This window comes from Haloferax sp. KTX1, assembly GCF_902410085.1.
GTDB classification, from domain to species: Archaea; Halobacteriota; Halobacteria; order Halobacteriales; family Haloferacaceae; genus Haloferax; species Haloferax massiliensis.
The window spans coordinates 44,393-67,376 of record NZ_CABPRH010000015.1 but is presented as its reverse complement, the minus strand read 5'-3'; the positions used below and the strand labels follow the sequence as shown (position 1 = coordinate 67,376).

The 22,984-nt window shown below is 55.8% G+C and carries 21 protein-coding genes and 2 tRNA genes; 10 read left to right on the top strand and 13 right to left on the bottom strand.

The features are described from left to right. The first annotated feature begins 19 nt into the window (after positions 1 to 19). Positions 20 to 199, top strand: a complete 180-nt coding sequence (locus FY251_RS18480) for a hypothetical protein (protein ID WP_004041759.1) — start codon at positions 20 to 22, stop codon at positions 197 to 199. 14 nt (positions 200 to 213) lie between these two features. On the opposite strand, the gene FY251_RS18475 is transcribed toward FY251_RS18480, so the two are convergent. Both FY251_RS18475 and FY251_RS18470 read right to left on the bottom strand, forming a co-directional pair. Then, complete coding sequence (locus FY251_RS18475; RefSeq protein ID WP_148416496.1) at positions 214 to 393, bottom strand: hypothetical protein; 180 nt, start codon at positions 391 to 393, stop codon at positions 214 to 216. A gap of 351 nt (positions 394 to 744) precedes the next feature. After that, positions 745 to 815, bottom strand: a tRNA-Gly gene (locus FY251_RS18470). A 217-nt stretch (positions 816 to 1,032) separates the two neighbouring features. Here FY251_RS18470 and FY251_RS18465 point away from each other — a divergent pair. Continuing rightward, entirely contained in the window at positions 1,033 to 1,863 is an 831-nt protein-coding gene (locus tag FY251_RS18465) for an NAD+ synthase (RefSeq protein ID WP_148416495.1), read from the top strand. 45 nt (positions 1,864 to 1,908) lie between these two features. On the opposite strand, the gene FY251_RS18460 is transcribed toward FY251_RS18465, so the two are convergent. Beyond that, on the bottom strand, positions 1,909 to 2,604 hold the full coding sequence (locus FY251_RS18460; RefSeq protein WP_148416494.1) for an enoyl-CoA hydratase/isomerase family protein: 696 nt from the start codon (positions 2,602 to 2,604) through the stop codon (positions 1,909 to 1,911). A 60-nt stretch (positions 2,605 to 2,664) separates the two neighbouring features. On the opposite strand from FY251_RS18460, the gene FY251_RS18455 reads away from it, so the two are divergent. The 3 genes from FY251_RS18455 (at position 2,665) to FY251_RS18445 (ending at position 4,855) form a co-directional block, all read left to right on the top strand. Continuing rightward, positions 2,665 to 3,342: a hypothetical protein gene (locus FY251_RS18455; RefSeq protein ID WP_089776916.1), complete on the top strand. Its 678-nt coding sequence runs from the start codon at positions 2,665 to 2,667 to the stop codon at positions 3,340 to 3,342. Positions 3,343 to 3,420: 78 nt separating this feature from the next. After that, positions 3,421 to 3,492: transfer RNA gene (locus FY251_RS18450), tRNA-Thr, on the top strand. 154 nt (positions 3,493 to 3,646) lie between these two features. Then, positions 3,647 to 4,855: a site-specific integrase gene (locus FY251_RS18445; protein WP_148416493.1), complete on the top strand. Its 1,209-nt coding sequence runs from the start codon at positions 3,647 to 3,649 to the stop codon at positions 4,853 to 4,855. Between the two features lie 4 nt (positions 4,856 to 4,859). Here the strand turns inward: FY251_RS18445 and FY251_RS18440 are convergent, their stop codons facing one another. Together FY251_RS18440 and FY251_RS18435 are read right to left on the bottom strand one after the other, a co-directional pair. Then, positions 4,860 to 5,627 (bottom strand): hypothetical protein, encoded by a 768-nt coding sequence (locus FY251_RS18440; RefSeq protein ID WP_148416492.1) that lies wholly within the window; start codon positions 5,625 to 5,627, stop codon positions 4,860 to 4,862. 69 nt (positions 5,628 to 5,696) lie between these two features. After that, complete coding sequence (locus FY251_RS18435; RefSeq protein WP_187367449.1) at positions 5,697 to 6,365, bottom strand: ribonuclease H-like domain-containing protein; 669 nt, start codon at positions 6,363 to 6,365, stop codon at positions 5,697 to 5,699. Positions 6,366 to 6,476: 111 nt separating this feature from the next. Here FY251_RS18435 and FY251_RS18430 point away from each other — a divergent pair, with 111 nt between their 5' ends. The 3 genes from FY251_RS18430 (at position 6,477) to FY251_RS18420 (ending at position 10,240) form a co-directional block, all read left to right on the top strand. Beyond that, positions 6,477 to 7,343: an endonuclease NucS domain-containing protein gene (locus FY251_RS18430; protein WP_148416490.1), complete on the top strand. Its 867-nt coding sequence runs from the start codon at positions 6,477 to 6,479 to the stop codon at positions 7,341 to 7,343. Beyond that, positions 7,343 to 7,855, top strand: coding sequence for an LAGLIDADG family homing endonuclease (locus FY251_RS18425; protein WP_148416489.1), 513 nt, complete (start codon positions 7,343 to 7,345; stop codon positions 7,853 to 7,855). The genes FY251_RS18430 and FY251_RS18425 overlap by 1 nt, the downstream gene beginning before the upstream one ends. Positions 7,856 to 8,560: 705 nt before the next feature. Continuing rightward, entirely contained in the window at positions 8,561 to 10,240 is a 1,680-nt protein-coding gene (locus tag FY251_RS18420; RefSeq protein WP_148416488.1) for a phage/plasmid primase, P4 family, read from the top strand. A 970-nt stretch (positions 10,241 to 11,210) separates the two neighbouring features. On the opposite strand, the gene FY251_RS22680 is transcribed toward FY251_RS18420, so the two are convergent. Both FY251_RS22680 and FY251_RS18415 read right to left on the bottom strand, forming a co-directional pair. After that, positions 11,211 to 11,375 (bottom strand): hypothetical protein, encoded by a 165-nt coding sequence (locus tag FY251_RS22680; RefSeq protein ID WP_187367448.1) that lies wholly within the window; start codon positions 11,373 to 11,375, stop codon positions 11,211 to 11,213. Between the two features lie 2 nt (positions 11,376 to 11,377). After that, on the bottom strand, positions 11,378 to 12,517 hold the full coding sequence (locus FY251_RS18415; protein WP_148416487.1) for a hypothetical protein: 1,140 nt from the start codon (positions 12,515 to 12,517) through the stop codon (positions 11,378 to 11,380). A 110-nt stretch (positions 12,518 to 12,627) separates the two neighbouring features. Here FY251_RS18415 and FY251_RS18410 point away from each other — a divergent pair, with 110 nt between their 5' ends. Next, entirely contained in the window at positions 12,628 to 12,870 is a 243-nt protein-coding gene (locus tag FY251_RS18410; protein WP_148416486.1) for a helix-turn-helix transcriptional regulator, read from the top strand. A gap of 280 nt (positions 12,871 to 13,150) precedes the next feature. Continuing rightward, positions 13,151 to 14,059: a metallophosphoesterase gene (locus tag FY251_RS18405; RefSeq protein ID WP_187367447.1), complete on the top strand. Its 909-nt coding sequence runs from the start codon at positions 13,151 to 13,153 to the stop codon at positions 14,057 to 14,059. Positions 14,060 to 14,098: 39 nt separating this feature from the next. On the opposite strand, the gene FY251_RS18400 is transcribed toward FY251_RS18405, so the two are convergent. The 6 genes from FY251_RS18400 to FY251_RS18375 all read right to left on the bottom strand — a co-directional run bounded on the left by FY251_RS18400 (position 14,099) and on the right by FY251_RS18375 (position 22,574). Beyond that, complete coding sequence (locus FY251_RS18400) at positions 14,099 to 14,530, bottom strand: hypothetical protein (RefSeq protein WP_148416484.1); 432 nt, start codon at positions 14,528 to 14,530, stop codon at positions 14,099 to 14,101. Continuing rightward, a complete protein-coding gene (locus tag FY251_RS18395) occupies positions 14,508 to 16,004 on the bottom strand; it encodes a GNAT family N-acetyltransferase (RefSeq protein ID WP_148416483.1) in 1,497 nt (498 codons plus the stop codon). Before FY251_RS18395 ends, FY251_RS18400 begins: the two co-directional genes overlap by 23 nt. Positions 16,005 to 16,106: 102 nt before the next feature. Beyond that, positions 16,107 to 16,871, bottom strand: coding sequence for a M48 family metallopeptidase (locus FY251_RS18390; protein ID WP_255516750.1), 765 nt, complete (start codon positions 16,869 to 16,871; stop codon positions 16,107 to 16,109). After that, positions 16,816 to 19,767, bottom strand: a complete 2,952-nt coding sequence (locus FY251_RS18385) for a type I restriction endonuclease subunit R (RefSeq protein WP_148416481.1) — start codon at positions 19,765 to 19,767, stop codon at positions 16,816 to 16,818. The genes FY251_RS18390 and FY251_RS18385 overlap by 56 nt, the downstream gene beginning before the upstream one ends. Continuing rightward, positions 19,760 to 21,082, bottom strand: a complete 1,323-nt coding sequence (locus FY251_RS18380; protein WP_148416480.1) for a restriction endonuclease subunit S — start codon at positions 21,080 to 21,082, stop codon at positions 19,760 to 19,762. Before FY251_RS18380 ends, FY251_RS18385 begins: the two co-directional genes overlap by 8 nt. Beyond that, entirely contained in the window at positions 21,075 to 22,574 is a 1,500-nt protein-coding gene (locus tag FY251_RS18375; protein WP_148416479.1) for a class I SAM-dependent DNA methyltransferase, read from the bottom strand. The genes FY251_RS18380 and FY251_RS18375 overlap by 8 nt, the downstream gene beginning before the upstream one ends. Positions 22,575 to 22,984 lie beyond the last annotated feature (410 nt).

The window sequence follows — 22,984 nt, the reverse complement described above, 5'->3', positions numbered from 1 at the left end:
TCGACTAACTACGCGTATCATGGCCGACGACGACGAACTCCACGGCGAAATCGACGCGCTCGCCCGCGACATCGAGCGGGCGATTCTCGAATTCGACTCGGCCCTCGAACGCCACGCGATGATTCGGCAGACCGCCCGCGAGCCGGTGTTCCGCTCGGAGTCACCGGAGTTCGACGACGTGCAGAACCTGTTTTTCTGAGTCGGCGCGGCGGGCTATTCTTCGAAGAAGGTGAGTAACAGCGCGATGGCGACGTAGATGCCCGCGCCCAGTAGCGCGAGCCGGACCGGCTGACCGCTCCAGCCGACTGCGTCGGTGTACATCTGAACCGTGAGTAACAGCACGAGTGCCATCAGCCAGCGTCGAATCGACAGGAGGGACGTCTCGATGTCCATGTGCCCCCGTTCGGACAACTGTCAGTAAAACCGATTGTACGCCGACCGGGAGTGCCGCGAGTGAAACGAGCGGCACGTCGGCGAGACAGCGTCTCGCCAGAACTGAGCAAACCGAAGGTTTGCGAAGGTCGGTCGGCAAACGACCGCGAGGGAGTACCGTGAGTGAAGCGAACGGTACGTCGGTGAGACAGCGTCTCGCCGGAAGTGCGCCGACCGGGAATTGAACTCACGCCCGAGAACCTGCACTTCGTGCAGAACCTCGGTCACGTTCTATTCCCTCTTGGCCGCATACACACTCGACAAGAACGAGCAACACGCAGAGCGGTTGCTCGCTCGTTGTCTCGGTAGAAATGCGCCGACCGGGAATTGAACCCGGGCTCCGAGCTTGGGAAGCTCGTGTCCTACCACTGGACCATCGGCGCTCACATTCGTTCGCCCCGCGCGTTGTCTCACGTCGTTCGACAACACATCGGCGCGCTACGCTTCGCTTCGAACTGCCTTCCGAAGCAAAAATTCGTAGACTGCGGGGGCACTTGAACGTAGCGCTTCACCCCATCACGCCCCCGCGGAAACTGGACGCCCGTCCATTGTTTTCGCGTGACACGTGACTATTTGGGCCCCCGGTTCCAACCGGGTTCCATGACATCCGTCGACGTTCTCTCGGAGGACGCGCCGTTCGACCTCCTGCTTTCCGACGAGGAACTCGAAGCGCACCGCGAACACATCACGACCTTCATCGAAGACACCGTCGAGGCCGCCGGCGCAGACGGGGCCGTCATCGGGCTGTCCGGGGGTATCGACTCGACGCTCACCGCCTTCCTCGCCGTCGAAGCGCTCGGGAAGGAGAACCTCCACGGCCTCGTCATGCCGAGCGTAGCGAACGCCGAGGACATGATGAGCGACGCCGAGGGGGTCGCCGAGATGCTGGAAATCGAGTACGACGTGGTCGAGATTCAGCCCATCGCCGAGACGTTCTTCGACGCGTTCCCCGAGGCGGCCGACGACCGCATGGCCGCCGGCAACGTCTACGTCCGCACGCGGGCGGTGCTCAACTACTTCGTCGCCAACCACGAGAACCGCATCGTGCTCGGGACGGGCAACCGCGCCGAGGCGATGACCGGCTACTTCACGAAGTACGGCGACCAGGCGGTCGACTGCAACCCAATCGGGAACCTCTACAAACAGCAGGTCCGCCAACTGGCCGCCCACGTCGGCGTCCCGGAGGACCTCGTGTTGCAGACGCCCTCGGCCGAGATGTGGTCCGGCCAGACCGACGAGGGCGAACTCGGACTCACCTACGACGCGCTCGACGCGATTCTCGCGCTCCACGTGGACGGCCCGCTCTCGAAGTCCGCGACGGTCCGCCACCTCGGCGTGACCGAGATACAGGTCGACCGCGTGGTCGACCTCGTCGCGGGGAGCGCCCACAAGCGGTCGATGCCGCCCGCGCCGTCGGCGCTCGACGTGTGACCGGCCGCTGAACCGCCCTTCCGGCCCCGCCCGCAGAACTCACACTCACTTTTCTCGCGACGCCGCGATGTCGTCGGCGTTCGCCCGATGCAACTCCGCGAAGCCGGCGGCTTCCCGTTCGAGTCGCGCGTCCCGGTCACCGCGGTCGCGCAGTCGCTCCTTGACGGTTCGGAGCGACCGGTGGTCGTTGTCGGCCATCGAGGCCGCGACCGCACGCGGGTCGTCGACGACGCGGGAGACGAGACCCATTCGGAGGGCTTCGTCGGCGTCGACGACGCGGCCTGAAAGCGAGAATTCGAGGGCGTGCCCCTCGCCGACGACGCGCGGGAGGCGGACCGTGCCGCCCCACGCGCCGAACAGGCCGAGTCGGACGCCCGGTTCGCCGAGGGTCGCCCGCGGGGTGGCCACCCGAACGTCGCAGGCGAGCGCGAGTTCGACGCCGCCGCCGCGGGCCGCGCCGTCGATGCCGGCCACGACGACCGAGTCGGCCGATTCGATGGCGTCGGCGACGCGTTGGCCGTGTTTTGCGAACGCCTCGGGGTCGTCGAGGTCGGCGACGCTGTCGAGGTCCGCACCGGCGCAGAACGCCGGACCGCTCCCCCGGAGGAGGACGACCGGCACGTCGGCGTCGGCGACCGCGGCTTCGAGCGCGTCGAGGTCGGGCGGTCTGAGGGCGTTCCGTCGCGCCGGGCGGTCGATGGTCACGACCCGGAGGTCGCCGTCGTCCGTCGTCCGTATCATACGCCCGTTGTGCCGTGGTTTTCCAAAGGTCTTTGCCCTCCCAACCGTAAGTCTCGGCCGATGGACGACGCCGTGCGAGCCCGCGAGGCCGCGCGAGAGGCCCTCTCCGACATCGAGCCCGAGGCCCTCCGCGCGGCGCTGGACGAACGCCTCGACGCCGCCTCCTTGACGCCGGCAGTGCTCACGTTCGTGAGCGCGCGGGCCGTCGAACCGAAGGTCGACCTGAACGCGATGGCCCCTCGCGCGGCCGGAGTGCAACTCATCTACGAGGGCCTCCGGCTCACCCGGTCGCTCGCCCACGACGAGCCGTGGACGCACCTCGACTCCCCCGAGGCGGACACCGACGCCGACCTCGACATCCTCGCGGCCGACGTGCTCGTCTCGCGCGGCTTCTACCTCCTCGCCCGAACCGAGGCGGCCGACCACGCCGTCGAGACGGTCCGCGCCTTCGGCCGCGACCAGACCCGCCGCCGCTCGGCCGACGAGGCGGCGCGCCCGGACCTCGACGGCGAACTCGAAGTGAACATCTGCACGCTCGCCGTCGTCGCCGGCACCACGGCCGTCGGCTCGGCCCCGCCGACCGCCCTCGTGGAGTACGCCGCCGGGCTGGCCGACACCCACGACGGCGACTTCCCGCCGGCCGACGAGACCGTCTCCGAGGGGACCGTCGAGCGCATCGCGGCCCTCTACCGAGGCGGCGGCGGCGACGACGCGGTCACCTCCGCCGCGGACCGCTAATCGACATACGCTACCACGGTTCCGGGGCGATTCGAATCGAAACCCCTAAAGAGGAACCCGGACAACCAAGGAATGCCTGCCTGGGTAGCTTAGCGGTAAAGCGCGTCCTTGGTAAGGACGAGACCCCGGGTTCAAATCCCGGCCTAGGCTTACGGGGCGTTACAGCCTCTCTCCGCTGATTTTAGCCTTTTCAGGAAAGGCAAATGCAACTCAATAACGTCCGGAACCGCTACAGACCGACCACGGCGCAGTCTTGCGATTTTGAAAACTGTCATGGCACACTCAAATTCTGGAGGGTGCGCGGATGACGTACCAGTACGATCCACTGGACGACCTACCCGCAGCTGGTGGCACCGACTCCACTGAGCTTCCCCAGAATCCGGAGCCTGAGACCGTTGAAATCGACTTCCCACTGGTGAGCAAACGGTCCCGCGAGGACCTCGAAGCGTTCGGCATCAACATCGTGGACGACTACCGAGATTTCAAGACGGACTTGCTCACCTGGCTCGGCTCTTACGGCAAAAATCCTGAGCGCGCTAAGGGACTGGCGGAAAGCACTCTCCAGTCTACTCATTACAAGCTCGAAACGACATTCAGGTGGCTGTGGACTGACGAAGACCGCTACACGACCAATCTCACACCCGCGCACGCGGATCGATTCATTCAGCTACTCGACCGGTCCAGTGGCATGATCGACTCCAGTGTTCTCCACACGGCGAAAGCGATCAAACGGTTCTTCAAGTATAGTAACCACGTCCGGGGGACGAAATACGACTGGGAGCCCAAACCGGATCTGAGTCAGGCAAACGGCGATGAACGCGATTACCTCCGGCGGACTGCGTTCGAACCGCTCTACCAGGCCGCACTCGAATACAGTTCGGTAAAGAGCTACCACAACACGCGGATGACCGCGGAGGAGCGCGAACGCATCAAGACGTACCTCTCGCAGCGGATGAGCATCCCCAAGGATGAGGTTGGCCCGAGAGAGTTCAAGCAGGCAAACTCGTGGAAGATTCCGTCGATGATTGCGGTGACGCTGGACACCGGACTCCGCCCCATCGAAGTCGGCCGTGCTACGGTCCACTGGGCTAACCTCCAGAACAACGAATTGAACATCCCGAAAGAGGAGTCGACCAAGAACAACGCCCACTGGAACTGCACACTCAAAGAGCGGACGGCAACAGTCCTCGAGCGTTGGCTGGAAGAACGCCAGACCTACGAGAAGTACGACGGGAGGGACGAGCTCTGGCTCACCAAGCGCGGTACCCGCTATGGCTCGAAGTCCTGTAACTACATTCTCCGTCGTCTACTTGAGGAAGGCAACGTCCCCGTCCCGGACCACAAAGACATTAGCTGGTACTCAATCCGACACGGTGTAGCGACCTACTGGGCGAATCACGTCGGCCCACACCACGCCAAAGAACAGCTCCGACACAAGAGCATCAACTCGACAATGAAGTATCTGCACTCGGACGCCGAGACGAGAGGGACCGCCGTCGAACAGATCTGGTAACTGTTCAGGAGCGATTGATGAGCTTGTCCTGCTGAATTTGGACAATCTCCTCGATGATCTCATCTCTTTCCTTTATTTCGTCGACATACCGTTCCCCGATGGTGCTGATGAACCAATCGTAGAACGTCTCGTTTATCGACTGATAGCTCTCTATTTCGTCTTCGATCTCAAACTCCTCCTCCATCTCCATCAATCGCTCTTGACCGTCAGAACTCCAATCATTCCACGTCGCTAACTTCTCTCGGTCAAAGATGATCTGGTTTGTTCCGTGCGACTGGATTCGACCGGTGACAACAGGCACCCGTCTGTGCTGAACGTAGTTCCGCAGATCAGCTACAAAGCTCCCTCTCTTTGCCAACCCTGTCTCCTGTAGCTTGGTCGTGTACTGGTCCCGTAGGTCATCATCATCTAATTTATTGAGGACTCGGTAGGCGTGATCACGAACTGAGTGTACCATCGCCAGATAGTTGTGGAGTGATCGACTGAACTCCATCAGCGCGTTCAGAATCTCGTCTTCATCGGTGAAATTCCCTGCTGAGAAATCGTTCTCAAATGCTCTAATTGCTTGTATCAGGTCGCGTTTGTTGCGAGCCAGCATTTTCCGACTGCGGCCAAGGTCTCCCGTGAGATCTAATACCATTTGGCCTTCTGAAGCTCGGAGTTTCTCGTGAAGTTCCTTTAGCTCGGTTAGTACGTCCTGAATCTCATCGAGCTCGACGTGACCGTACAACTCGTCAAGCTGAGCGGGCGGAATGAGAGTCACTTCTTTCATACAATGACTTGTAGCGGACTTCTGGCCAAGATACCATAAATAGCAAGCTCAACGGAACCGGAGACTGTGTCAAGTCAGTAACATAGGCTCGTATTGTCGGCCAGCGTCGGCTTCGTACAGGGCGATGTTCGCCTCTACGTCTGTCGCGGTGTACTCGTAGATCACCGATTCCAGATCGTCTACTCGCGCCTCATTGCCCTGTTGGACAGATTCCAGATACGCCGGTGCGAGTTCTTCACCGAAACGCGTGTTCGTGAGCTCCTGTCCTCGCCATTCAGTCACAGGTACCGACAAATCGTGCGAGCTGAGAACGGTTTCCAGCTTCGGCCACTTTACGCCCGCTGTTTCTGCTTTCTGCTTCCGTGGGAGAAAGAGATCGAGATGATGTTCTGCACACTCAAGTGTGGGCTTCCGGTCGAACTCGAGTCGTTCGATTCTCCCGTCCAGGAAGTCCAGATCGAACCACTCCCCATTGAACGTCACCAGTGCGGACGGTTCGAACTCATTGATTCTGGTGAACGCCCGCCTGATGAGTGCTTTCTCGCTCCCCTGCGCGCTCCCGTATGAGAGAACATCCACGGACATCTCGCCGTCAAGGACATCGACAGTCCCGATGCCGATAGCGACTGTTTGCCCCTCCTCGGGATCGACAGACGATGTCTCGATGTCGAGTGTCGCATAGCGGGTTACTATTTCGTTCGTGGACAGGTCGTGGCGGTGTATCTCCTTACGCGACATGTCACACGCTACAGAACGAAATAGCATCAATCTATCTAATTACTATTTAAAGCGTATGTCTGTAAGACTACGATTCATTAATTCTATTAGCCTCGCGCTCTATCGGGTGGTATGGTTCCACGCGAAGCACAGGGGTTTCTCACCGAACGTGAGCGCGCGTACCTCCGCGACGAGCGACCGGACATCACTAACCCACGCCAAGTCCGCCAACGGATGCGTGAGCGGCTACGAGCGACACTCCGTGATTTGTCCCTGCTATTCGAGCGCATGGACGACAGAGATCTCAGACAGACAGTGACGGCCGACGAGTTATCACCCGAATATGCGTATGAGCGTTCACTGGCTCTCCTCTTTCGAATGGCTATCCTCGCTGATGATGATCTGGACTTTGAGTCGGCACTCTGGAATGGAATCTCCGAGACATACAACCGGCACTATCCTGACCGCACCGTTGACGTACACGTCGAGGTTGTGGAGTCACAGCGAGCGCAAGTCCTGGAGGAAGCGTTGTCGAAGCTGGAGTCACACGAGTTCCTAACCGATACCGAACTGCGGGTACTCCTCGAAGACCCCGACACGGATTACGCTGATGTTCGGACGCATGTTCTCCGTCGCCACATGGCTTCACCGCAGCAGCTGACACAGTACGTCCGTAAGCATCCGACCGTGATCGGTGGGGGCTTCGAAGTTATCGATCAGGGGCCGACGCAGAGGAGTACAGATACGAAGCCAGACCTGGTCGGTCGGGACGCAGATGGGAACATTGTCCTCGTCGAGGTAAATGCTCGATCAGACAGGGACGCGGTCGCAACCAGCGTTGAGGGCTTGGAATACCTAATCCAAGACTATGGAGGCGAAGATCGAGTTAGGGGAGTATTGGTCTCCGTTGAGCCCGCGAAATCTCTCGACGTTCTACTTGAGGGAAGCCCTGTCGAGTATCGTTCGCTCGCAGAACAGTTCGATCTCGAGGACCGTTAATGAGCACTGTTCCGCCGCACGAGCTCGGTTACACAGTTGGGCTGATTGTCGGTGAAGGGTCGTTCTTCGTGACGATCCGTAATGACGACCGGTACCAGTACAATGTCGACTTCGGACCAAAGTTCAGCGTCACGATGGGTGAGTTTAGTCGTGCGCTGCTCGAAGGACAACAAGCCCTGTACAACATCGGTACCGTCAATCGCCACAGTAAGGGCTACACGTGGGTGCTTTCGAGTCGCGGGGACTGTCGGAGATTGGTTGAACTACTCGATGGCTTTCTGGCGGAATACGAAGCACCGGAGTTCGTTCTCTCGCCGAAGTTCGTCGCATATCAGAAGTGGCGAGCAATACTGGATCTCCTTGATTCTGGTAAGGAACTTGCTCCCGACGACATTCGTAAATTGGCTCGCTTTAGGGAAGAAATCAATCATATATCTGGTTCTGGACAATTGTCTACGGACCAGGTCGACGCTATTCTTGACGAGGCTATCGAAATTTCAGACTGTGATTAGTGGCCCCTATAACGGTTGAATATAGCGTCCAGCGGTGTTGGTGGCATGTCTGCGAATATTCTCTGAGATCTCCACGACAATGACCGAAATAGCTATGATAACAGAAAAATTATGTTTCAATAGACTCTATGACCTCAACCCTTACCTCCATTCCGTGTCAACGGGCAACGCTCAAAGAGCTCCGGTCACTGAAGCGCGGCGGTGAAACATACGACGAATTGCTCCAGGAAATGATACGCGAATACGATCCTGAATAGTCGAACTGCGACTTCTATTGACAGACCATCTCTCCAGCCACCCATGATTGTTTTCAAACATTATTAAATAGACTTAGTACATACAGACCCCACAGAGTCCGTTTACTGCATTTTCACGAAATGCTTATTAATAGATAGTCCGTCCTTTTGGATAGGTCGCTTACAATGGAGATCACAACGGTCAGCTTGGACAAGGCACGGCGCGATAGATTGGCTGAACTCCGTGATGAAATGGAGTTCCCCAACTACGACGCCACTGTTGAGTATCTCCTACAAAAGGCCTGAAGGAGCGACCCTCCAACTGAATTGAACTGAATGGGTTCACATTGAACGGCGAATACCGCTCCTACGGTATGTAGTAGGTCACCAAGCATCTAACGCTTTTCGGTCGTGACTGTGAATCCCGGTCCGCTGCGGCTGGAATAGCAGCGCCCAAGGATATATTCACATGACACAGTCCAACGGCGCACCAGACGACGAACTGCTCACTAAAGACGAGGTCCTCCAGACGCTCGATAACAACGACGGTAAGCCCCATGTCCTCCTCCAAAACCAACAGTCGCGGGATACACTCGCACAGTGGAAGCACGAACCACTGGAATACGACTTCAGCTACGAGTCTGTAATGGAGACCATCAACTGGCGTGGTGTCGAAATGCGGAAGACACGGTTCGAGAGCTTAGTTGACGAGGTTATCGAATCCAGCATCACCTCCGCCAAGAGTGCAACCAACGACGACGAAGGGAGTATTTCGGATCTGTCAGCCCGTGAGTTCGCTGAGGAACTCAACCTCGACGCTATGGACGACCGGGAAAGAGCGATGCACGCCTACAACTGGATTAAAGAGAACATCCATGTCCGAGGTATTGCTGAGGAGCAACCGTCAGAAGGCGATCTCCTATGCTACGAAAACGGCACCTGGATTCCGGATGGTGAAACTACAGTCGCAAAGTCACTGAATCGGTTGCTTGGACGACATAGCGCCCCAAGCGTGACGAACATGGTCACCAAGCAGTACCTCAAGGTAGAAGACGCGACGAACGTCTCCACCGCTGATCTGGGACTCAACGGCGGGTACATCGCACTGAACAATGGACTGTTCGATCTCCAAGCAGGAGAAATCGTGCGAGAGCTCCGGCCAGAGGACTACGCAACAACGATTGTTCCGTGGGACTACGATCCAGATGCCAAGTGTCCCACTTGGGAGAAATTCATCCGGGAATCTGTCGAACCTGGGAAGCAGAAGATGATCCAAGAGTACGCAGGCTACTGTCTCTACCGAGGTGAATACCCATACGCGAAGGCTTTGATGCTCTTGGGACAAGGGCGAAACGGGAAGTCTGTGTTCCTCGATACGCTGGAGACAATGCTCGGGCATGACAACGTGATGAACGCTGACCTGTCCGAGCTTGCAGGTGAACGGTTCACCGCCTATCGACTTGAGGGTAAGTTGGCGAACATCAATGCCGACATCGAAGGTGGGAAAATCGAAGCGATCTCCATGTTCAAGAACATGACCGGTGGAGATGCGTTTCAGGTCGAGCAAAAATATGGAGATCCATACGATCACAAAAACACCGCGAAGCTCCTGTTCGCCGCGAACGAGATTCCTGAGGTTGATACTAATCAAGAGGCGTTCTACCGTCGGTGGCTCTTGGTAACATTCCCTCGGAGGTTCACGCTTGATCCTGACGACGGCAACCCGAACGCTGATCCGCGGCTCAATGATAAACTCGAAAATGAGATCGAGGGTATCCTTGTATGGGCTGTTGATGGGCTCCAACGCTTGATCGAGAACAACGGTATCTTCACCAATCAATTGAGTCCGGAAGAAGTCCGTGAACAGTGGTACTCGTACTCGAACCCGCTCGACATGTTCTGTCGAGCGTGTTTGGTCGAAGATCCCGCTGAAACCGTGACTCCGACTGCAACGATCTATGATGCATACCGTCGGTTCATGGAGGACATGCCAACCTCCCCAGTCGCCCAAAAGCAACTCACCGCGTACATCAAGCAACGGTTTGATCGCGAGGGTGAGCATGGGGTCAAGAAAGTCAGAACTGACGATGGCGAGCGCAAGAGTGTCCGTGCGTTCGGTTCGGTCCATCTCCTCCCGGAGTATCGCTAACGAACACTCCACCTGGCGTTTTTAGGACATCGTAGACAAGCGTAGACTGGCAAACCGATAGACGCTGGCTACTTCGGTCGATACTGTCTACGGACCTCGAGAAAATCGTCGGATTCTATTCCAGCTATGATCACACACTCTCTTTTCCCTCTCACTATGGAGTGTGCTTTTACCCAAACTACTTTTTCTCTTTTTTGACCGTAGAAGCGTAGACAATCGGAACAGAACTCCGCCCAGTATGTCGGTTTTGCTGTCTACGGACCGTCTACGAACAGGGACAACCACTGAAGAAGCCCAGCCGCGCCGGGTGTCGTAGACTGGTAGTATGCATTACCATTGAGAAACAAATGAACAATCAGACTGGAACTCAAATGCCACCAGAGGCGTTATTAGACCACATTGTCTCTTTCCAGAGATTGTTTCTCTTACCGATAACAGATCAATAATACTTGTTTGGCACCTACTTTCATATGGGGTTCATTTAGAACCCCACAGAGGACGTGACCTGGGGAGGTTACTGACGCCGGATAGCTTACGCTATCCCCCTCTGGGAAATAGGACGGAAACTGGGCGACCGATCTACCGTGGATTGGTCGAACCGTCCCTTTCGTGCATTGAATGAGTACAACAACCCACAGACCACCCCCATAATTTCCTAATCCCTCGTAGAGCGGGGGCGTGCGCTCGTAACCTAAGGACACTCAAACAAAGTGGGTCCTTCGATGATAGGGGTGGGAGAACGCGTGGGTTATGGCGGAAACGCTATCCTGTAGAGAGAGATATGCACCACGGTAATCGTGCGGGACACAGCGCAGAAATCCGGTTAGATCCAGCAGCCTCAACGTGAGGCCAACAGAGCGGTACTGAGCCCCCTCCCGACAGACGTCCCCTAAAGCTGTTTTTTGAGTGTTCAACGAACCTCGGGCCTCTTACACGGACACACGTTTTTGATGGCATGTCTGCTCTCAGGCTATTCGTCGTCCTTGACCATGATGATCTCAGTGGTGGTCCCCTTCACCGACACCGTGGTAACAACACTGTAGCCTTGCTCCTCCGCCATCCTAATCTTCTTCGAGAGGTTCGGGTGCTTACCACGTTTGGTCTTCCCGGGTTGTATTATTTTGTGCTTGACCATCTCTAACTCTCCTCCTTGACTCGGGTATCGGCATCTGTCCCGATCAATATCTCGTGTCCTGACTGTACCAGTTTCGCGAACTGCTCACCGATCTCCGCCGAGCGGTCACGGACTTCGCCAGCACTCTCGACAGACCACTGCTTCTCAACGAGCCGATAGCGTTTGTTGTCTTTGACGGTGAAGCCATTCTCGGTGAATAGCTCCTCGTGGGCTTGGATTTCGTCGACGACGTTCGGGTTGTCGTCGAGATTGTCGATTGTGACCGTGACTTTGTCTTGATCCGGTTTCGCAGCGAGAGTGTAGACAACGCCACCGGGATGGTCGGGGTGCTGAGATTGGAGTTCCGGCCCGCGCGTGTCGAGACCGCCCGGGAACGCGTCACTGAGCGTCTCAGCCTGAACAGTGCTCCGAATAGAGGGAAAGATCGCTTCGACAATCGGCGCGACGAGCTTGGGATACGTGGGATTTCCACGACTGGCCGGTCGCACGCGGGACAGTTCATAATCTACGACGACAGAACTCGTCAATAGCGAGTGATCATCGTCCTCATCGTCTGGTGGAGAGAACCGCTGCACCTCCGTACACTGGAAGTGCAAGCCCTGTTCAAGTAGAAACCGCGCGTTAGCAGCGGTCGCCTGAGTGATCTCCTCGGCCACGACCACCATCCGCTGCTCGGTGTTGTACTCGTGTTCATCGATCTCTTTCCCGAACTCGGCTTCAACAGATGTCTGGAGAGTGCCACCAATAGCGGAGTCCCCGGCTACGTCCCAGTCGCCGCTCTCCAGCCGCGCTTGGTAATCGTGGTAAAGAGCGTCCAGAGCGTCGTAGTCATAGGTGCTCAGAGAGCTTGCGTACGCCTGTGGCTGGGAGAGTATCGTCTCCTCACTCGCCGAGCCGGAACCCGACCGACCGATCTTCACTTCGATCACGACGACGTTTGCGAACTCGTCAAGCGTGATGAGATCGGCGACACCGGAGCCCAGACGAACTTGCCGTCCAATAACGAGAAGTTGTTCATCCAGAATTAGCGTTGGATTCTCGTGAAGGATTGACTCCAGTGCAGACTCGGGTCGAATTGCATCTCGGGAAAGTGCAGTCACTGCTGACGGTATCTCACTGTCGTTGGTTTCGTAGACTTTCACAGAGCCTCAGTCGTACCCTTATGGGTAAATATTTCGTACCGATCTAAAATCTAAATCGGTTCAAAAATCGTTTATATACCACTTATCCTATCGGTTAGGATTTTTGGTCGATGAGTCTTATCGGAGACACGAAACTCCGGATTTTGCTCGAAGTCGTTGGCGAATCAAAGCACGGGTATCAGATCGCCGACGAGCTCAACATCTCTAAAGGCGGCGTATACAACCATCTCCAAGATCTTCAGGAGGCTGGAATGGTTGAGTTGGTTGACGAACAGGAGAGTGGACGCGGGAAGAAGACATACAAGATTACTGAGAACGGATTGTTACTACTTGAGGCACTGGGTGAGCGATAAATCCATACCAACTGACTCTATCATATGACAGCTTAACCCAGATGCAGTATAGTCAATTGGAGGAATATTACTGATAGGAATCGTCATTTTATACAGATGCGCTTGGGCCTGACCGTCGACAGTGAACCGACATCGTCTTACTGAAAACGCTAATCTGGTAGGCTGGTGACATTGGTTGGTTACGGTTGATGACCTTTCCCCAGGGCGGTCCCTCCCCGGCCCGTTGATTGTCGAGGTTACTGCAGTCGATTGGAACGCGGGGAAGTCACGTCGGGCGGTGGTGTCTCTCGTCGATACCGCTGGAAACCCGCTACGGCTTATCGACTACGAGGGTGCAGAAATCCCGGTTGACTGGAAGACGAAATATCGATACCAAGTCTCCCGCTGCAAAGTACAGAAGGGCGGCGGCGGATACGATCTCGAACTGGCCCCGAGTAAACGAACACGCATTGAACCGCTTGGGTCAGCTAATGAATATACTCGAATCCTCGTCATCGGCGACACGCACGTTGGCCGGACGAAACATCCACGGACTGGTGAGACGATCAATCCGATTGATGCGTTCAGTACGGCTGTTGAGTACGGCATCGAACGTAGGGTTGATGCAGTTGTCCACGTCGGCGACATCTTCCACGACACTGCGACACCAGTACAAGCGAAACTCGTTGATCTCACTGTCTTTGCACCGTTAGCAGAGGCCGATATTCCGTTCTACTACGTACGTGGGAATCACTCAGCGTCAGCGGGTGATGAAGTACTCGAAGACAGAGATGGGCCGCTGGTGTTCAACCTCGACACGCACGGGGTTTCTGTTGGGCCTGGTATTCGCCTTTTTGGCATCGACCACTATGCCGAGGGTAACATTCCGTGGAGCCGTCTCACGTTCCCCGACTCGATTCGTGAATCGGTTAGGATCTTAGTTTTGCATCAGACACTCGAGCAGATTTCTGGTCGCGGCCCAAAGAGCGTCGATCTCAGTCAAGTTCAGCGACGCTTTGGTAACCAGTTCGACTTCGTTGTTTCAGGCCATCACCACGATGCAACGCGAATAGACTGGGAAAGTATTGGAGTGATGTACACCGGAGCGTCCGAACGAATGAGCACTAACAACGATCCTGTTGATCGGGTTGCGTGGTTACTGACCATCGAGAGCGGATCGGTCACCTGCGAGCAATACGACATCCCGTGAGTGATGCGTTATTGAGAAACCAGCTTGAGATCACCTGCTTTAGTCACTCCCGGATCTGGGTGGGGAATAGTCTATGAGAAAGTCGTGTTCATCCCGCAGATATTGGAATGAAACAGGTGGTCGAAAGTCATCGATATGTTGACGGGGATCGATAGATCGCTCGAAACGGCTTGTACTATCTACCTCGATCGCATACCCTGTATCCGCGTCTCCAAAATAGTCCATAAATCGGGAGCGGTCGTCAATACCGGATACAGCGCCAAAGTCTTGCCAGAGCTGTTCCGGCGGGCCTTCGATAACCTCGTCCAAGGAGAACGATCCCACGATCTCTTGGACTGGGGAAGATGCGTACAGATAGATCGTTTCGATACGGGAGGGATCTTGGAACCGAGTCTTCCGGAACTCGTACCGCTTCTCTTGGTCGAGAATTTTCTCGGCGAACTCCGGTTTAATAGATAGTAAAACGTTCATCTATGCTCCCTTTCTTGCGGATGTACTGATAGCTTGCGTCATCAACTTCTTGGATCGTCTGAGGTGGTCCCGATAAAACACCCTCATTCAGCAACACTTGGTAGTGGAGGGGGTTGTCCAAATCGAAGTGCCACTTGAACAGTATCACTGTGGTCGGAGATTCTACCATCTCTTTGATCTCATGCGTAGTAAACACAGACCGCTTACCGACGAGTTCTACCACAGTAGCTGCATCAGTAACGCCGTACTCTACTCGTTCACAGACCCCGAGCGATGTGAGTTCCTTGTGGTCATTCGATCGGTAGAATAGCAAGAGATCGCCTGGTTCGATTTTCCGCGTATTCGCGTGTGAGAGGTACGCCTTCTTAATCGCGTTTCCCTCTGTGAGGAATTGTCCAGAGAACTCCGAAAGCTTGGGTTGGCGCTTTTCGTACGTCGGGAACAGACGGCTGTGAAACTGGGGCTTGATAGGAACGAGGAATTTGCCAACCTCCTCGCCGTCATAGAAACTGGGATAGAACCGAATATTCACTTCCAGTGGATCTGGGTCGTCGCCCGGTCCTGGCGTGAGGCGTTTTACGAAGACACCTTCGCCGTCAGATTCTCGTGAGGCCAGTTTGAAGCCGTATTGGGAAATAAGCTGGACGAGGTAGTCATCTGAATTGATGTGGTGAGTGAGGTACACCTCCTCCAATTCGTGTTGAATCGCCTCTCGGATCGAGATACTAACGAGGAGTTCACCGATCTTCGAGCCGCGTCGATCTGCGGCCACTTTGAGCGTGCAGATCTTCAACCGGTCTCGCTTCCCGAGTTCTGGCTTGCTCCCGACAGACTCCGCCTCATTCGGCTTTAGGATCAGGACCGCACCAAGCGAGTCATCACTGTTCCAGTTCACATAGGCATCGCGTTCATCGGGTATCGACTCGAACCAACTCCGAAAATCGTACTCCGCTTTCAGTGAATCGAAGATCGGATCATCTACGTCGAGATCGCCAACTTGCTTTTTCTGGATAGAGGGCGGACCCTGGTATGCTGCTTGCTCCTCTCTGAATCGGTTCCTGGCCTGATCAACATTCAGTACCTCCTCACCAATATCGAGATCGTCGGCTTTCCGGTGCATCCCCTTGTCTTCTGTAATGAGGACGTCGACGCGCTCCTCGAACACAGCGTAGAGTAACGCATTGTCGACTTGCTCGTTGAAGTCCGCTCCATCTGGGACGTGTGCCCGGAACGCCGTCGACGTGGAGTCTGGATACGACGGAAACCCCAATTCGGCGTATGTTGCGATCTTCGACTCAGCTGTTTCCCGGCGTTCATCGTTCTCGTAGTTTCGAATCTCCTGTTTCGACAACGGATGAACGAGAATCGTGTGACCCTCCGTCTTCAGGAGGTTCTCGAGTTCTTGAAGCGGTTTGGGGACGGTCCAGTCTCCTTCTCGCTGGATGAACACGTTCGTGTCGATAAGCACCTCCATTGAAGCACCTGAGATGTATCTAACAGATCAGTGTTATCTATACATCATAAATCATGGGGACAATTAGCATTTCACAAACCCAACTCAACGACAAGATCGAAGTTACAAATCGCTCTTGTCGAAGATCAGTTTCGTGCTATTTTGATCTAACCACTTCACTGATTCGTGGTACTGTGGAAGTATCTGCTCTATAAGACTCCAGAATTTCGGGCTGTGACTCTGTTCCCGAAGATGGGTGAGTTCGTGGACGACAACATAGTCAATCACTTCAGGTGGAGCCATCATCAGCCGCCAGTTGAACCCAAGTGTCCCAGTAGTTGAACAGCTCCCCCATTTCGTCCGTTGATTACGAATCTCGATCTTTCCGTACTCTACACCTATCTCGTCGGCGTGATGGTCTGCTCGATCAGTGAGGTATTCTCTGGCCTCACGCCTGTAGAAATTCTCCAAAGCTCGCTTGACTGAGGACTGAGCGACCGCACTACGTCGGAGTCGGATCATGCCATCAACCACTTCTGATTTCTGACGTGGTTCCACAACAAGCTCGTGAGTCTCACCGAGATAGGGGAATCGTTCACCAGGTTCGAAGCGTCGGTCGGGAGCTTGCTCTCGGTACGTTTGGTATTTATCCTGCTTGTCAAGGACCCAGTAAGCGTTCTCGCGCAGCAGTTCCTCTGGGTCAATTTCAGCGTCTTCAGGGAGAACGACGACTACACCGCGAATGTCGATGTCAATCCGTGGTTGAGTGGCATCTGCGCTCTTGCGGACCTTGTATCCGACTTCGGTGCCGATGAGCGTCGCTGATCGGGCTTCACTCGACATAGTTCTTGATGAGGTACATCCGGACAGCGTCGATGAACTGGTCATTCACGAGCTCCGAGATACTGTATCTCTTAATCAGGACATCAAGTAACACGAGTTCAATCGTCTGGACCGTCCGGTCGTTCGCTTCCCATCCTTCGTACCCAGTGTCGACTCGGTCCTCGAACTCGGCGACGATTTCCCGAGCAATGGATTCGGCTTGCTCGTCAGATTCGATGCTGTCGGCCTGTTTCTCGGTGAGTTCGGCGTAAATCGCGAACTCCGCGTCGTTCATCCCTCGTTCCTCAGCCTCCTGTTCGACCTCAAGAACCGATCTCTCCACGGCTTTGAGCGCCTCTACAGCTTCTGGGTCGCCTCGGTTCCCCTGTTGCCAATCTTCAACGATCGCGGTTACCCGTTCACTGAGTCGTTTGTAGTGGGGGTTCTGGCCCTGGCGGGACTGGAGGAACTCACGGGTTGCGTGCGCGATGTTGGTCGCCTTCGCAGCATCGTTATCCATCTTCTCGATGGCTTCGAGGTGCTCCTCGCCGATCTCGTACACCGGGTAATCTCGCTTGATGTCGTCGATGTCGACATGTTCCTCAATGATTTCCTTCGTCTTCTCACGCATCTCGTCTTCGGGCCGATCCTTGCGGTTGTTGTGTCGCTGGAAGGCCGTGTGAACCCGAACGAGCCACTTATAGTCCTCTTGCAGTCCTTCTTCGACAATCCGACGGTCAGGAGAAACGGATTCATAGAGGTCTTGAAGCCGACGGAATCCTTGTTTGAACTCACGCTTTTGAGGATGTGTACTGACCCGAGCCAAACACTGGTCGATCGTCTCCTGCGTATTTGTCCGCGGGATACCGTCGAAGATGTCGAGGACTACGTCGAGCTGTTTTTCCAACTTCTCGAACAGCTCCTTGCGATCTTGGGCTGCGTAGGCTTTCGTCTCCTCGTCGTAATCGAGTGCGTCGTCGATGTTTTCAAACACGCCCTGGAAGTCAACGATCTCCCCGTTCTCTTTCCCCTCGGCTGGCCGATTCGTTCGAGCGATGGCCTGCATCAGCGTGTGATTCTTGATGTTGCGGTCGAGGTACATCGTCTTGAGAATGGGCGCATCGAAGCCCGTGAGTAGCATGTTGTGTACCACGAGGAGTTTGGGCTCGTCATCCTCTTTGAACGCTTTGACGATCTTATCGCGTTCTTCGCTCTCCGTGTGGAACTGTCGAACGAGTTCGTCGTCGCCAGTCCGCGCGGTGTACAGGACTTCGACAGCACTCTGACCGAGACTTGCCACCAGCCTCTCACCGTACATCGCGGCTGAGGTTCGACTCGGCGTGACGACCATCCCTTTCCAGCCATTCTTGTCTACACCCGCGAAATGGTCGAGGATCTCGTCGACAACACAATCGACACGCGGCTCGATCTCCGCGAGCATCTGACTCGTGACGTTGTCCTGGATGAACTCGAGCTTCTCATCCTTGCTCATCCGAGCGAACGCTTCATCGAACTCCTCATCGAGCCCAGCCTCGTCAACGTCCCAGTCCATGTCGTGGCGGAGCGTGAAGTAGACCGGGAGAATGAGTTCGTCCTCGATACCGGCTTTGATCGAATAGCGATGGAGGTACTCCTCTCCCTCTGGCGAGAACTCGCGGAAGGTGTTTCTGTCGGCCTCGCGTTCACCCTCGCGGACAGGAGTCCCTGTGAAACCGAAGTGGTAGGCGTTCGGGAGTGCTGCATCGAGACGGCTCCCCAGGTCTTTCTCAAGGAATCGGTGGGCTTCGTCGCTCATCACGACCGCCTCGTCATTGGACTGAACATCAGGATCGACGTCCTGGAATTTCTGGATCGTCGTGACCACGAGCTCGCTCTTGCCAGCGGCGATCTTCTCCTCCAGGTCGTCGATAGTGAACGCTTCCGTCCAGCGGTCGAACGAGAGGTTCGCCAGTTGGTCGCGCATCTGGGAGTTCAGCTTGTCCGTATCGACGACGACGAAGATCTGAGGCGCATCCATCACCTCCCGTTCGAGGAGGTTCTTCGCCGTGTAGAGCATCGTGAACGACTTCCCCGACCCTTGGGTGTGCCAGATAAGCCCTTCTCGGTGATTGCCACCAGCCACCCGCCGGAGGACGCACTTGACCGCGTAGTACTGCATATACCGCGGAATGATCTTGACATCCTTGCCGGCCTTGCGCTCGTAGAAGACGAAGTGTTTGAGGAGATCGAGTAGGGTCTCGTGGTTGAACAGGGCTTGAACAGCCTGCTTCATCCGGTTGGCGTCGCGATACTGTTCGGGCGCATCGTTCCACGGCATGTAGAACTCCCGTGCAGCCCCGACAGCCCCGTAGCGGAGTTCCGTGGTGTCAGCGGCAACATTCATGAGCGCGGGCACGAACAACCGCGGAACTTTGGCCTCGTAGCCATGGAGATCCGTAATCGCGTCGTAGTAGTCGTTGTCCTGTGCGAGCGACTTGAGTTCCATCTGGACCAGCGGGATTCCGTTGACGAACAGAGTAACGTCCGGGCGTATCGTGTGGATACGCGAGACCTGAAACTGGTTGACGGCGTGGAAGACGTTGTTCTCCGGTTGCTCGAAGTCGATGAGATCGGCGTAAATCGTCTTTGTGCCGTTGTGCTTCTGGTCAACGGTGAACTTCTTCCCCTTCCGAAGAATTTCGGTAAACTCTCGGTTGCCATCCATCAGGTTGTCATGGTCGAGATCGCGCTTCACCGAGTTCAGGAAGCGGTCGACGTTGTCCTCGCGGATGTCCCGGTTGAGTCTGATGGCTTGTTCAGCGAGGAGATTCCAGTAGACAACCTCGGTACTGGTGCGATTGTACTCCTCGTCGAGCGCCTTCGCGCCGTTTCCACCATCGATACCGTGTGTGTCCCAACCGTGGGCGTCGAGCCACGAAAGTATCGAGCGTTCGACGCCACCTTCGGTCGGGAGGTCAGCCATGTTGGAGGACTTCGTCGAGGACTGCTATGTTTGTGTCGGTAGTACGGACAGTTCCAGAGAGAAGATCTTGCATGAGACCTTGTTTGAAGCGCTGAAGTCGTTGTAGGTAATCACGCTCGTTCCGGAGTTTCTTGGAGTGGTGATCAATTATCTCGACAATTCGATCTTGTTCTTCTTCGGGAGGGAGGTGAACGGGTACTTCTCGAAGGTCTTCCAAATTGATTCCTTGAACAGCCTGTCCGATAGTGTTCCTCTCGAAGTAGTTGTTCGGTGTTTCTGTCTCGAAGAAGTACCGAATGAATCGAGGGTTAGCCCCCGTGACTCGGATACGGGCCGTATCCTGCGTAATGTTCCCCCCGTCCAAACTTTCCGGGACGAAGGCCATCCTACCGACGGTTCCCCGGATAGTGAATAACAAGTCGCCCTCCCTCAACTCGGCTCGCTTGAAGTCTTCGTGTATCTCCTGGGATGTGTGAAGAATATCCCTCTGCTTTACTTCCCCATTGTGAATGTCTTTCACCTTCACAACAGGGATACCATCTGGCTGATGGTCGCCGGGCTTCAATATTCCGTAGACAATAGGTGCGTCTTCAGGGACGAGTTGGCTTAATGCAATAACATCCCAACTCTCGGGAATTTCGCCGTACTTGGTCTTCCGGTACGGTTCGGTACCCTCGGCGGAACCACGGAGTTCTCCGCTTTCATTTAACCCGTATCGAAATAGGTCCTGCATTATCCCTTTCCTTACCCGAGTCGCTTGTTCGATGATTTCCTCGGTTTTCTGAATCGATTGGTCAACATCTTGAAGTACTGTGGCGATTCGACGTTGTTCTTCAAGTGGTGGAAGGTCGAACTCGAAGTTGCTGAAGAGGTTCCAAGAGGTGCGTGGCATACGGGTACCAGCGGAGGTACGTCGGGCGTGGTCGTAGGCTGGTTTAGAACTCAATCTGTACAGCAGGTACTTCGAGTTGACTCCTTCTTCCGCAACGATAGGGAATATGTCAGTCGAAGCAACCCCTTCAAAGTCAGGTTGGGCGGATTTTTCAAGGTTGGGCCGGAGTTTTGCGAACAGAATATCCCCAGCCTCGAAACGTCGTTTGGTGCTCGATAGGCCGTCAACCGATTCCCACTCCGGGTACGGCGTACTGGGGTCGATATGTTCAAGTCCAACGTGCCTATCTAAGTTCACCTCCTGCGGGTCAACGTTCTCCGACCGTTTTCGGGAGACGTCCCCAAGCCGCACTTTTTGCCACTTTTGGCCTTGTTCGTCCTCTGATTCACTCTGAACCTCGTCCAGTGCGACTTCCTCACTCATAGTTCAGCGCCTCCATATGGCCATCAATACGCGCTTCTATCTCGTCGCGCTCGGCCTGTAACTCGCGTAGTTTTCCGAGTTCTTCCTGTACGTCAATGTCTTCCTCCGGCTCGGTCGTATCGACGTAGAGTGCGACGTTCAGGTTGTAATCGTTTTCTCGAATCTCATCAAGCGACACCGACCGGCTCACCCGTTCCTCGGTCTTCCACTCCGAGACGTTCACGTCGATGTGGTCCATCCCATCCGCGGTGAGCTCGTTCTGATTCGAGAGTTCGCGGTAGAACGCTTCGTCAGCGGCATGGACGAACAGTACCTCGTCTTTTCGTTCCGCGGGCTTGTTTGTGTTTAGTAGGAGGACCGCGGAGGGAATCGAATTGTTCTGGAATAGATTCTCCGGAAGACCGATAATGGCCTCAACCATGTCGTTCTCCAGCATCGGCTCCCGGTATTTACTCTCGTGTTTGCGGAACAGGACGCCGTGAGGTATGACGATGGCCGCCTGTCCTCCCTCACCGTCGACGGCGGGGTCTTTCAGTTGCTCCGCCATGTGCATGATGAACGCGTAGTCGCCGCGATCAGCTCGTGGGAGTTTCTCGTGCCACCCGAAGCGGCTGTACGGATCGTCCTGGAGCTCGTCCTTTGCCCAGTCAGCCGAGAACGGGAAGTTGGCGAGGACGTAATTGAACCGCTGAAGTTCGTCACCTTCGGTGAACTGCGGACGCAGGAGTGAGTCCTCACGCTCAATGCGGCCGTTGAGCCCGTGGATCGAGAGGTTCATCTTGGCGATAGCCGCGATGTCGGGGTTGATCTCCTGGCCGGTGAAGGTGAGCTTCGACGGGTCGCCGTCTTGTTCCTCGCGGTAGTGTCGGGCGGCTTCGATGAGCATCCCCCCAGAACCCACCGTCGGGTCGTGGAAGGTGTCGCCGTCCTCGAACGGCTCAACGAGGCGCACCATTAGCTCGACGATGTGCGGCGGGGTGAAGAACTGGCCGCCCGACTTGCCTTCCTCCTCGGCGAAATGGCGGACGAGGTCCATGTACGCCTCGCCGAGCATGTCCGGAGGGACGCTCTCAGTGTCAAGGTCGTGGGTACTCAGGTGCTCAATGAGCTTTGAGAGGCGGTCGTCGTTGAGCGCGTCAGCGGCCACGTAATCAGCACGGAACACGCCCTCGATCTCACCGTCGTTCTCCTCTCGGAGCGCGTCGAAGGCCTCGTTGATCGCCTGGTCGACGTTCTCGTTGACGGCACGGAGGTCGTCCCACGTATAGCCTTCTGGGACGATGGGTGTGTCGTAGAGAGCCGGACGGCGGGCGTTTTCTTCGCCGTACTCCTCGGCGTACTGCTCGTACTGAACCTCGAAATTGTCCGAGATGGTCTTGTAGTAAACGAGCGGGAGGATGAACTCCTTGTAGTCAGTCGAGTCGACGGCGTCGCGAATAATGTCCGCGCACTTGAATAAGTGAGAGTCCAATTCGTCCAGCGAGAGAGTCATAGAGAGGACATCTCACCTGAATCCTTTATCTGCTACGGTCGCGGAGTAGCGGTTGCCAAATCACTGTTTGATAAGTCTCCAACAACCAGGGAAATGGGCGCGCGTCTTACTCGCGCCATTCATACAAGTCACCATACACCTGTTCACGCTTCTCTTGCATTTGATCCGCCCAATCCACTGCTTCGTCAAGCACCTCTTGTGGGCAAAGCCCAAATTCAAAAGTTTTGATATAGTTCACATCGACGTGTTCGGACCCCCCGATCATACGGGTTGAACCACCTTCGTCCGAAACTAATCTTGCGAGGATGGTTCGTTGTTTTTCTGCAAGCCGATACTCGTCTATGTGGCCTGAAGCTTGACGGTCCACCATTACGCAGAAACCGACCAGTCGCATTGCGGTGGCGACGCTA

Bases quoted from the DNA above. Each gene is read 5' to 3' on its own strand.
- FY251_RS18440 (WP_148416492.1), bottom strand. From the start codon at position 5,627: ATGAAAGAAGTGACTCTCATTCCGCCCGCTCAGCTTGACGAGTTGTAC.
- FY251_RS18455 (WP_089776916.1), top strand. From the start codon at position 2,665: ATGGACGACGCCGTGCGAGCCCGCGAGGCCGCGCGAGAGGCCCTCTCC.
- FY251_RS18425 (WP_148416489.1), top strand. From the start codon at position 7,343: ATGAGCACTGTTCCGCCGCACGAGCTCGGTTACACAGTTGGGCTGATT.
- FY251_RS18420 (WP_148416488.1), top strand. From the start codon at position 8,561: ATGACACAGTCCAACGGCGCACCAGACGACGAACTGCTCACTAAAGAC.
- FY251_RS18475 (WP_148416496.1), bottom strand. From the start codon at position 393: ATGGACATCGAGACGTCCCTCCTGTCGATTCGACGCTGGCTGATGGCA.
- FY251_RS22680 (WP_187367448.1), bottom strand. From the start codon at position 11,375: ATGGTCAAGCACAAAATAATACAACCCGGGAAGACCAAACGTGGTAAG.
- FY251_RS18480 (WP_004041759.1), top strand. From the start codon at position 20: ATGGCCGACGACGACGAACTCCACGGCGAAATCGACGCGCTCGCCCGC.
- FY251_RS18400 (WP_148416484.1), bottom strand. From the start codon at position 14,530: ATGAACGTTTTACTATCTATTAAACCGGAGTTCGCCGAGAAAATTCTC.
- FY251_RS18375 (WP_148416479.1), bottom strand. From the start codon at position 22,574: ATGACTCTCTCGCTGGACGAATTGGACTCTCACTTATTCAAGTGCGCG.
- FY251_RS18465 (WP_148416495.1), top strand. From the start codon at position 1,033: ATGACATCCGTCGACGTTCTCTCGGAGGACGCGCCGTTCGACCTCCTG.
- FY251_RS18380 (WP_148416480.1), bottom strand. From the start codon at position 21,082: ATGAGTGAGGAAGTCGCACTGGACGAGGTTCAGAGTGAATCAGAGGAC.
- FY251_RS18390 (WP_255516750.1), bottom strand. From the start codon at position 16,871: ATGACCAGTTCATCGACGCTGTCCGGATGTACCTCATCAAGAACTATG.
- FY251_RS18435 (WP_187367449.1), bottom strand. From the start codon at position 6,365: ATGTCGCGTAAGGAGATACACCGCCACGACCTGTCCACGAACGAAATA.
- FY251_RS18430 (WP_148416490.1), top strand. From the start codon at position 6,477: ATGGTTCCACGCGAAGCACAGGGGTTTCTCACCGAACGTGAGCGCGCG.
- FY251_RS18445 (WP_148416493.1), top strand. From the start codon at position 3,647: ATGACGTACCAGTACGATCCACTGGACGACCTACCCGCAGCTGGTGGC.
- FY251_RS18460 (WP_148416494.1), bottom strand. From the start codon at position 2,604: ATGATACGGACGACGGACGACGGCGACCTCCGGGTCGTGACCATCGAC.
- FY251_RS18410 (WP_148416486.1), top strand. From the start codon at position 12,628: ATGAGTCTTATCGGAGACACGAAACTCCGGATTTTGCTCGAAGTCGTT.
- FY251_RS18385 (WP_148416481.1), bottom strand. From the start codon at position 19,767: ATGGCTGACCTCCCGACCGAAGGTGGCGTCGAACGCTCGATACTTTCG.
- FY251_RS18395 (WP_148416483.1), bottom strand. From the start codon at position 16,004: ATGGAGGTGCTTATCGACACGAACGTGTTCATCCAGCGAGAAGGAGAC.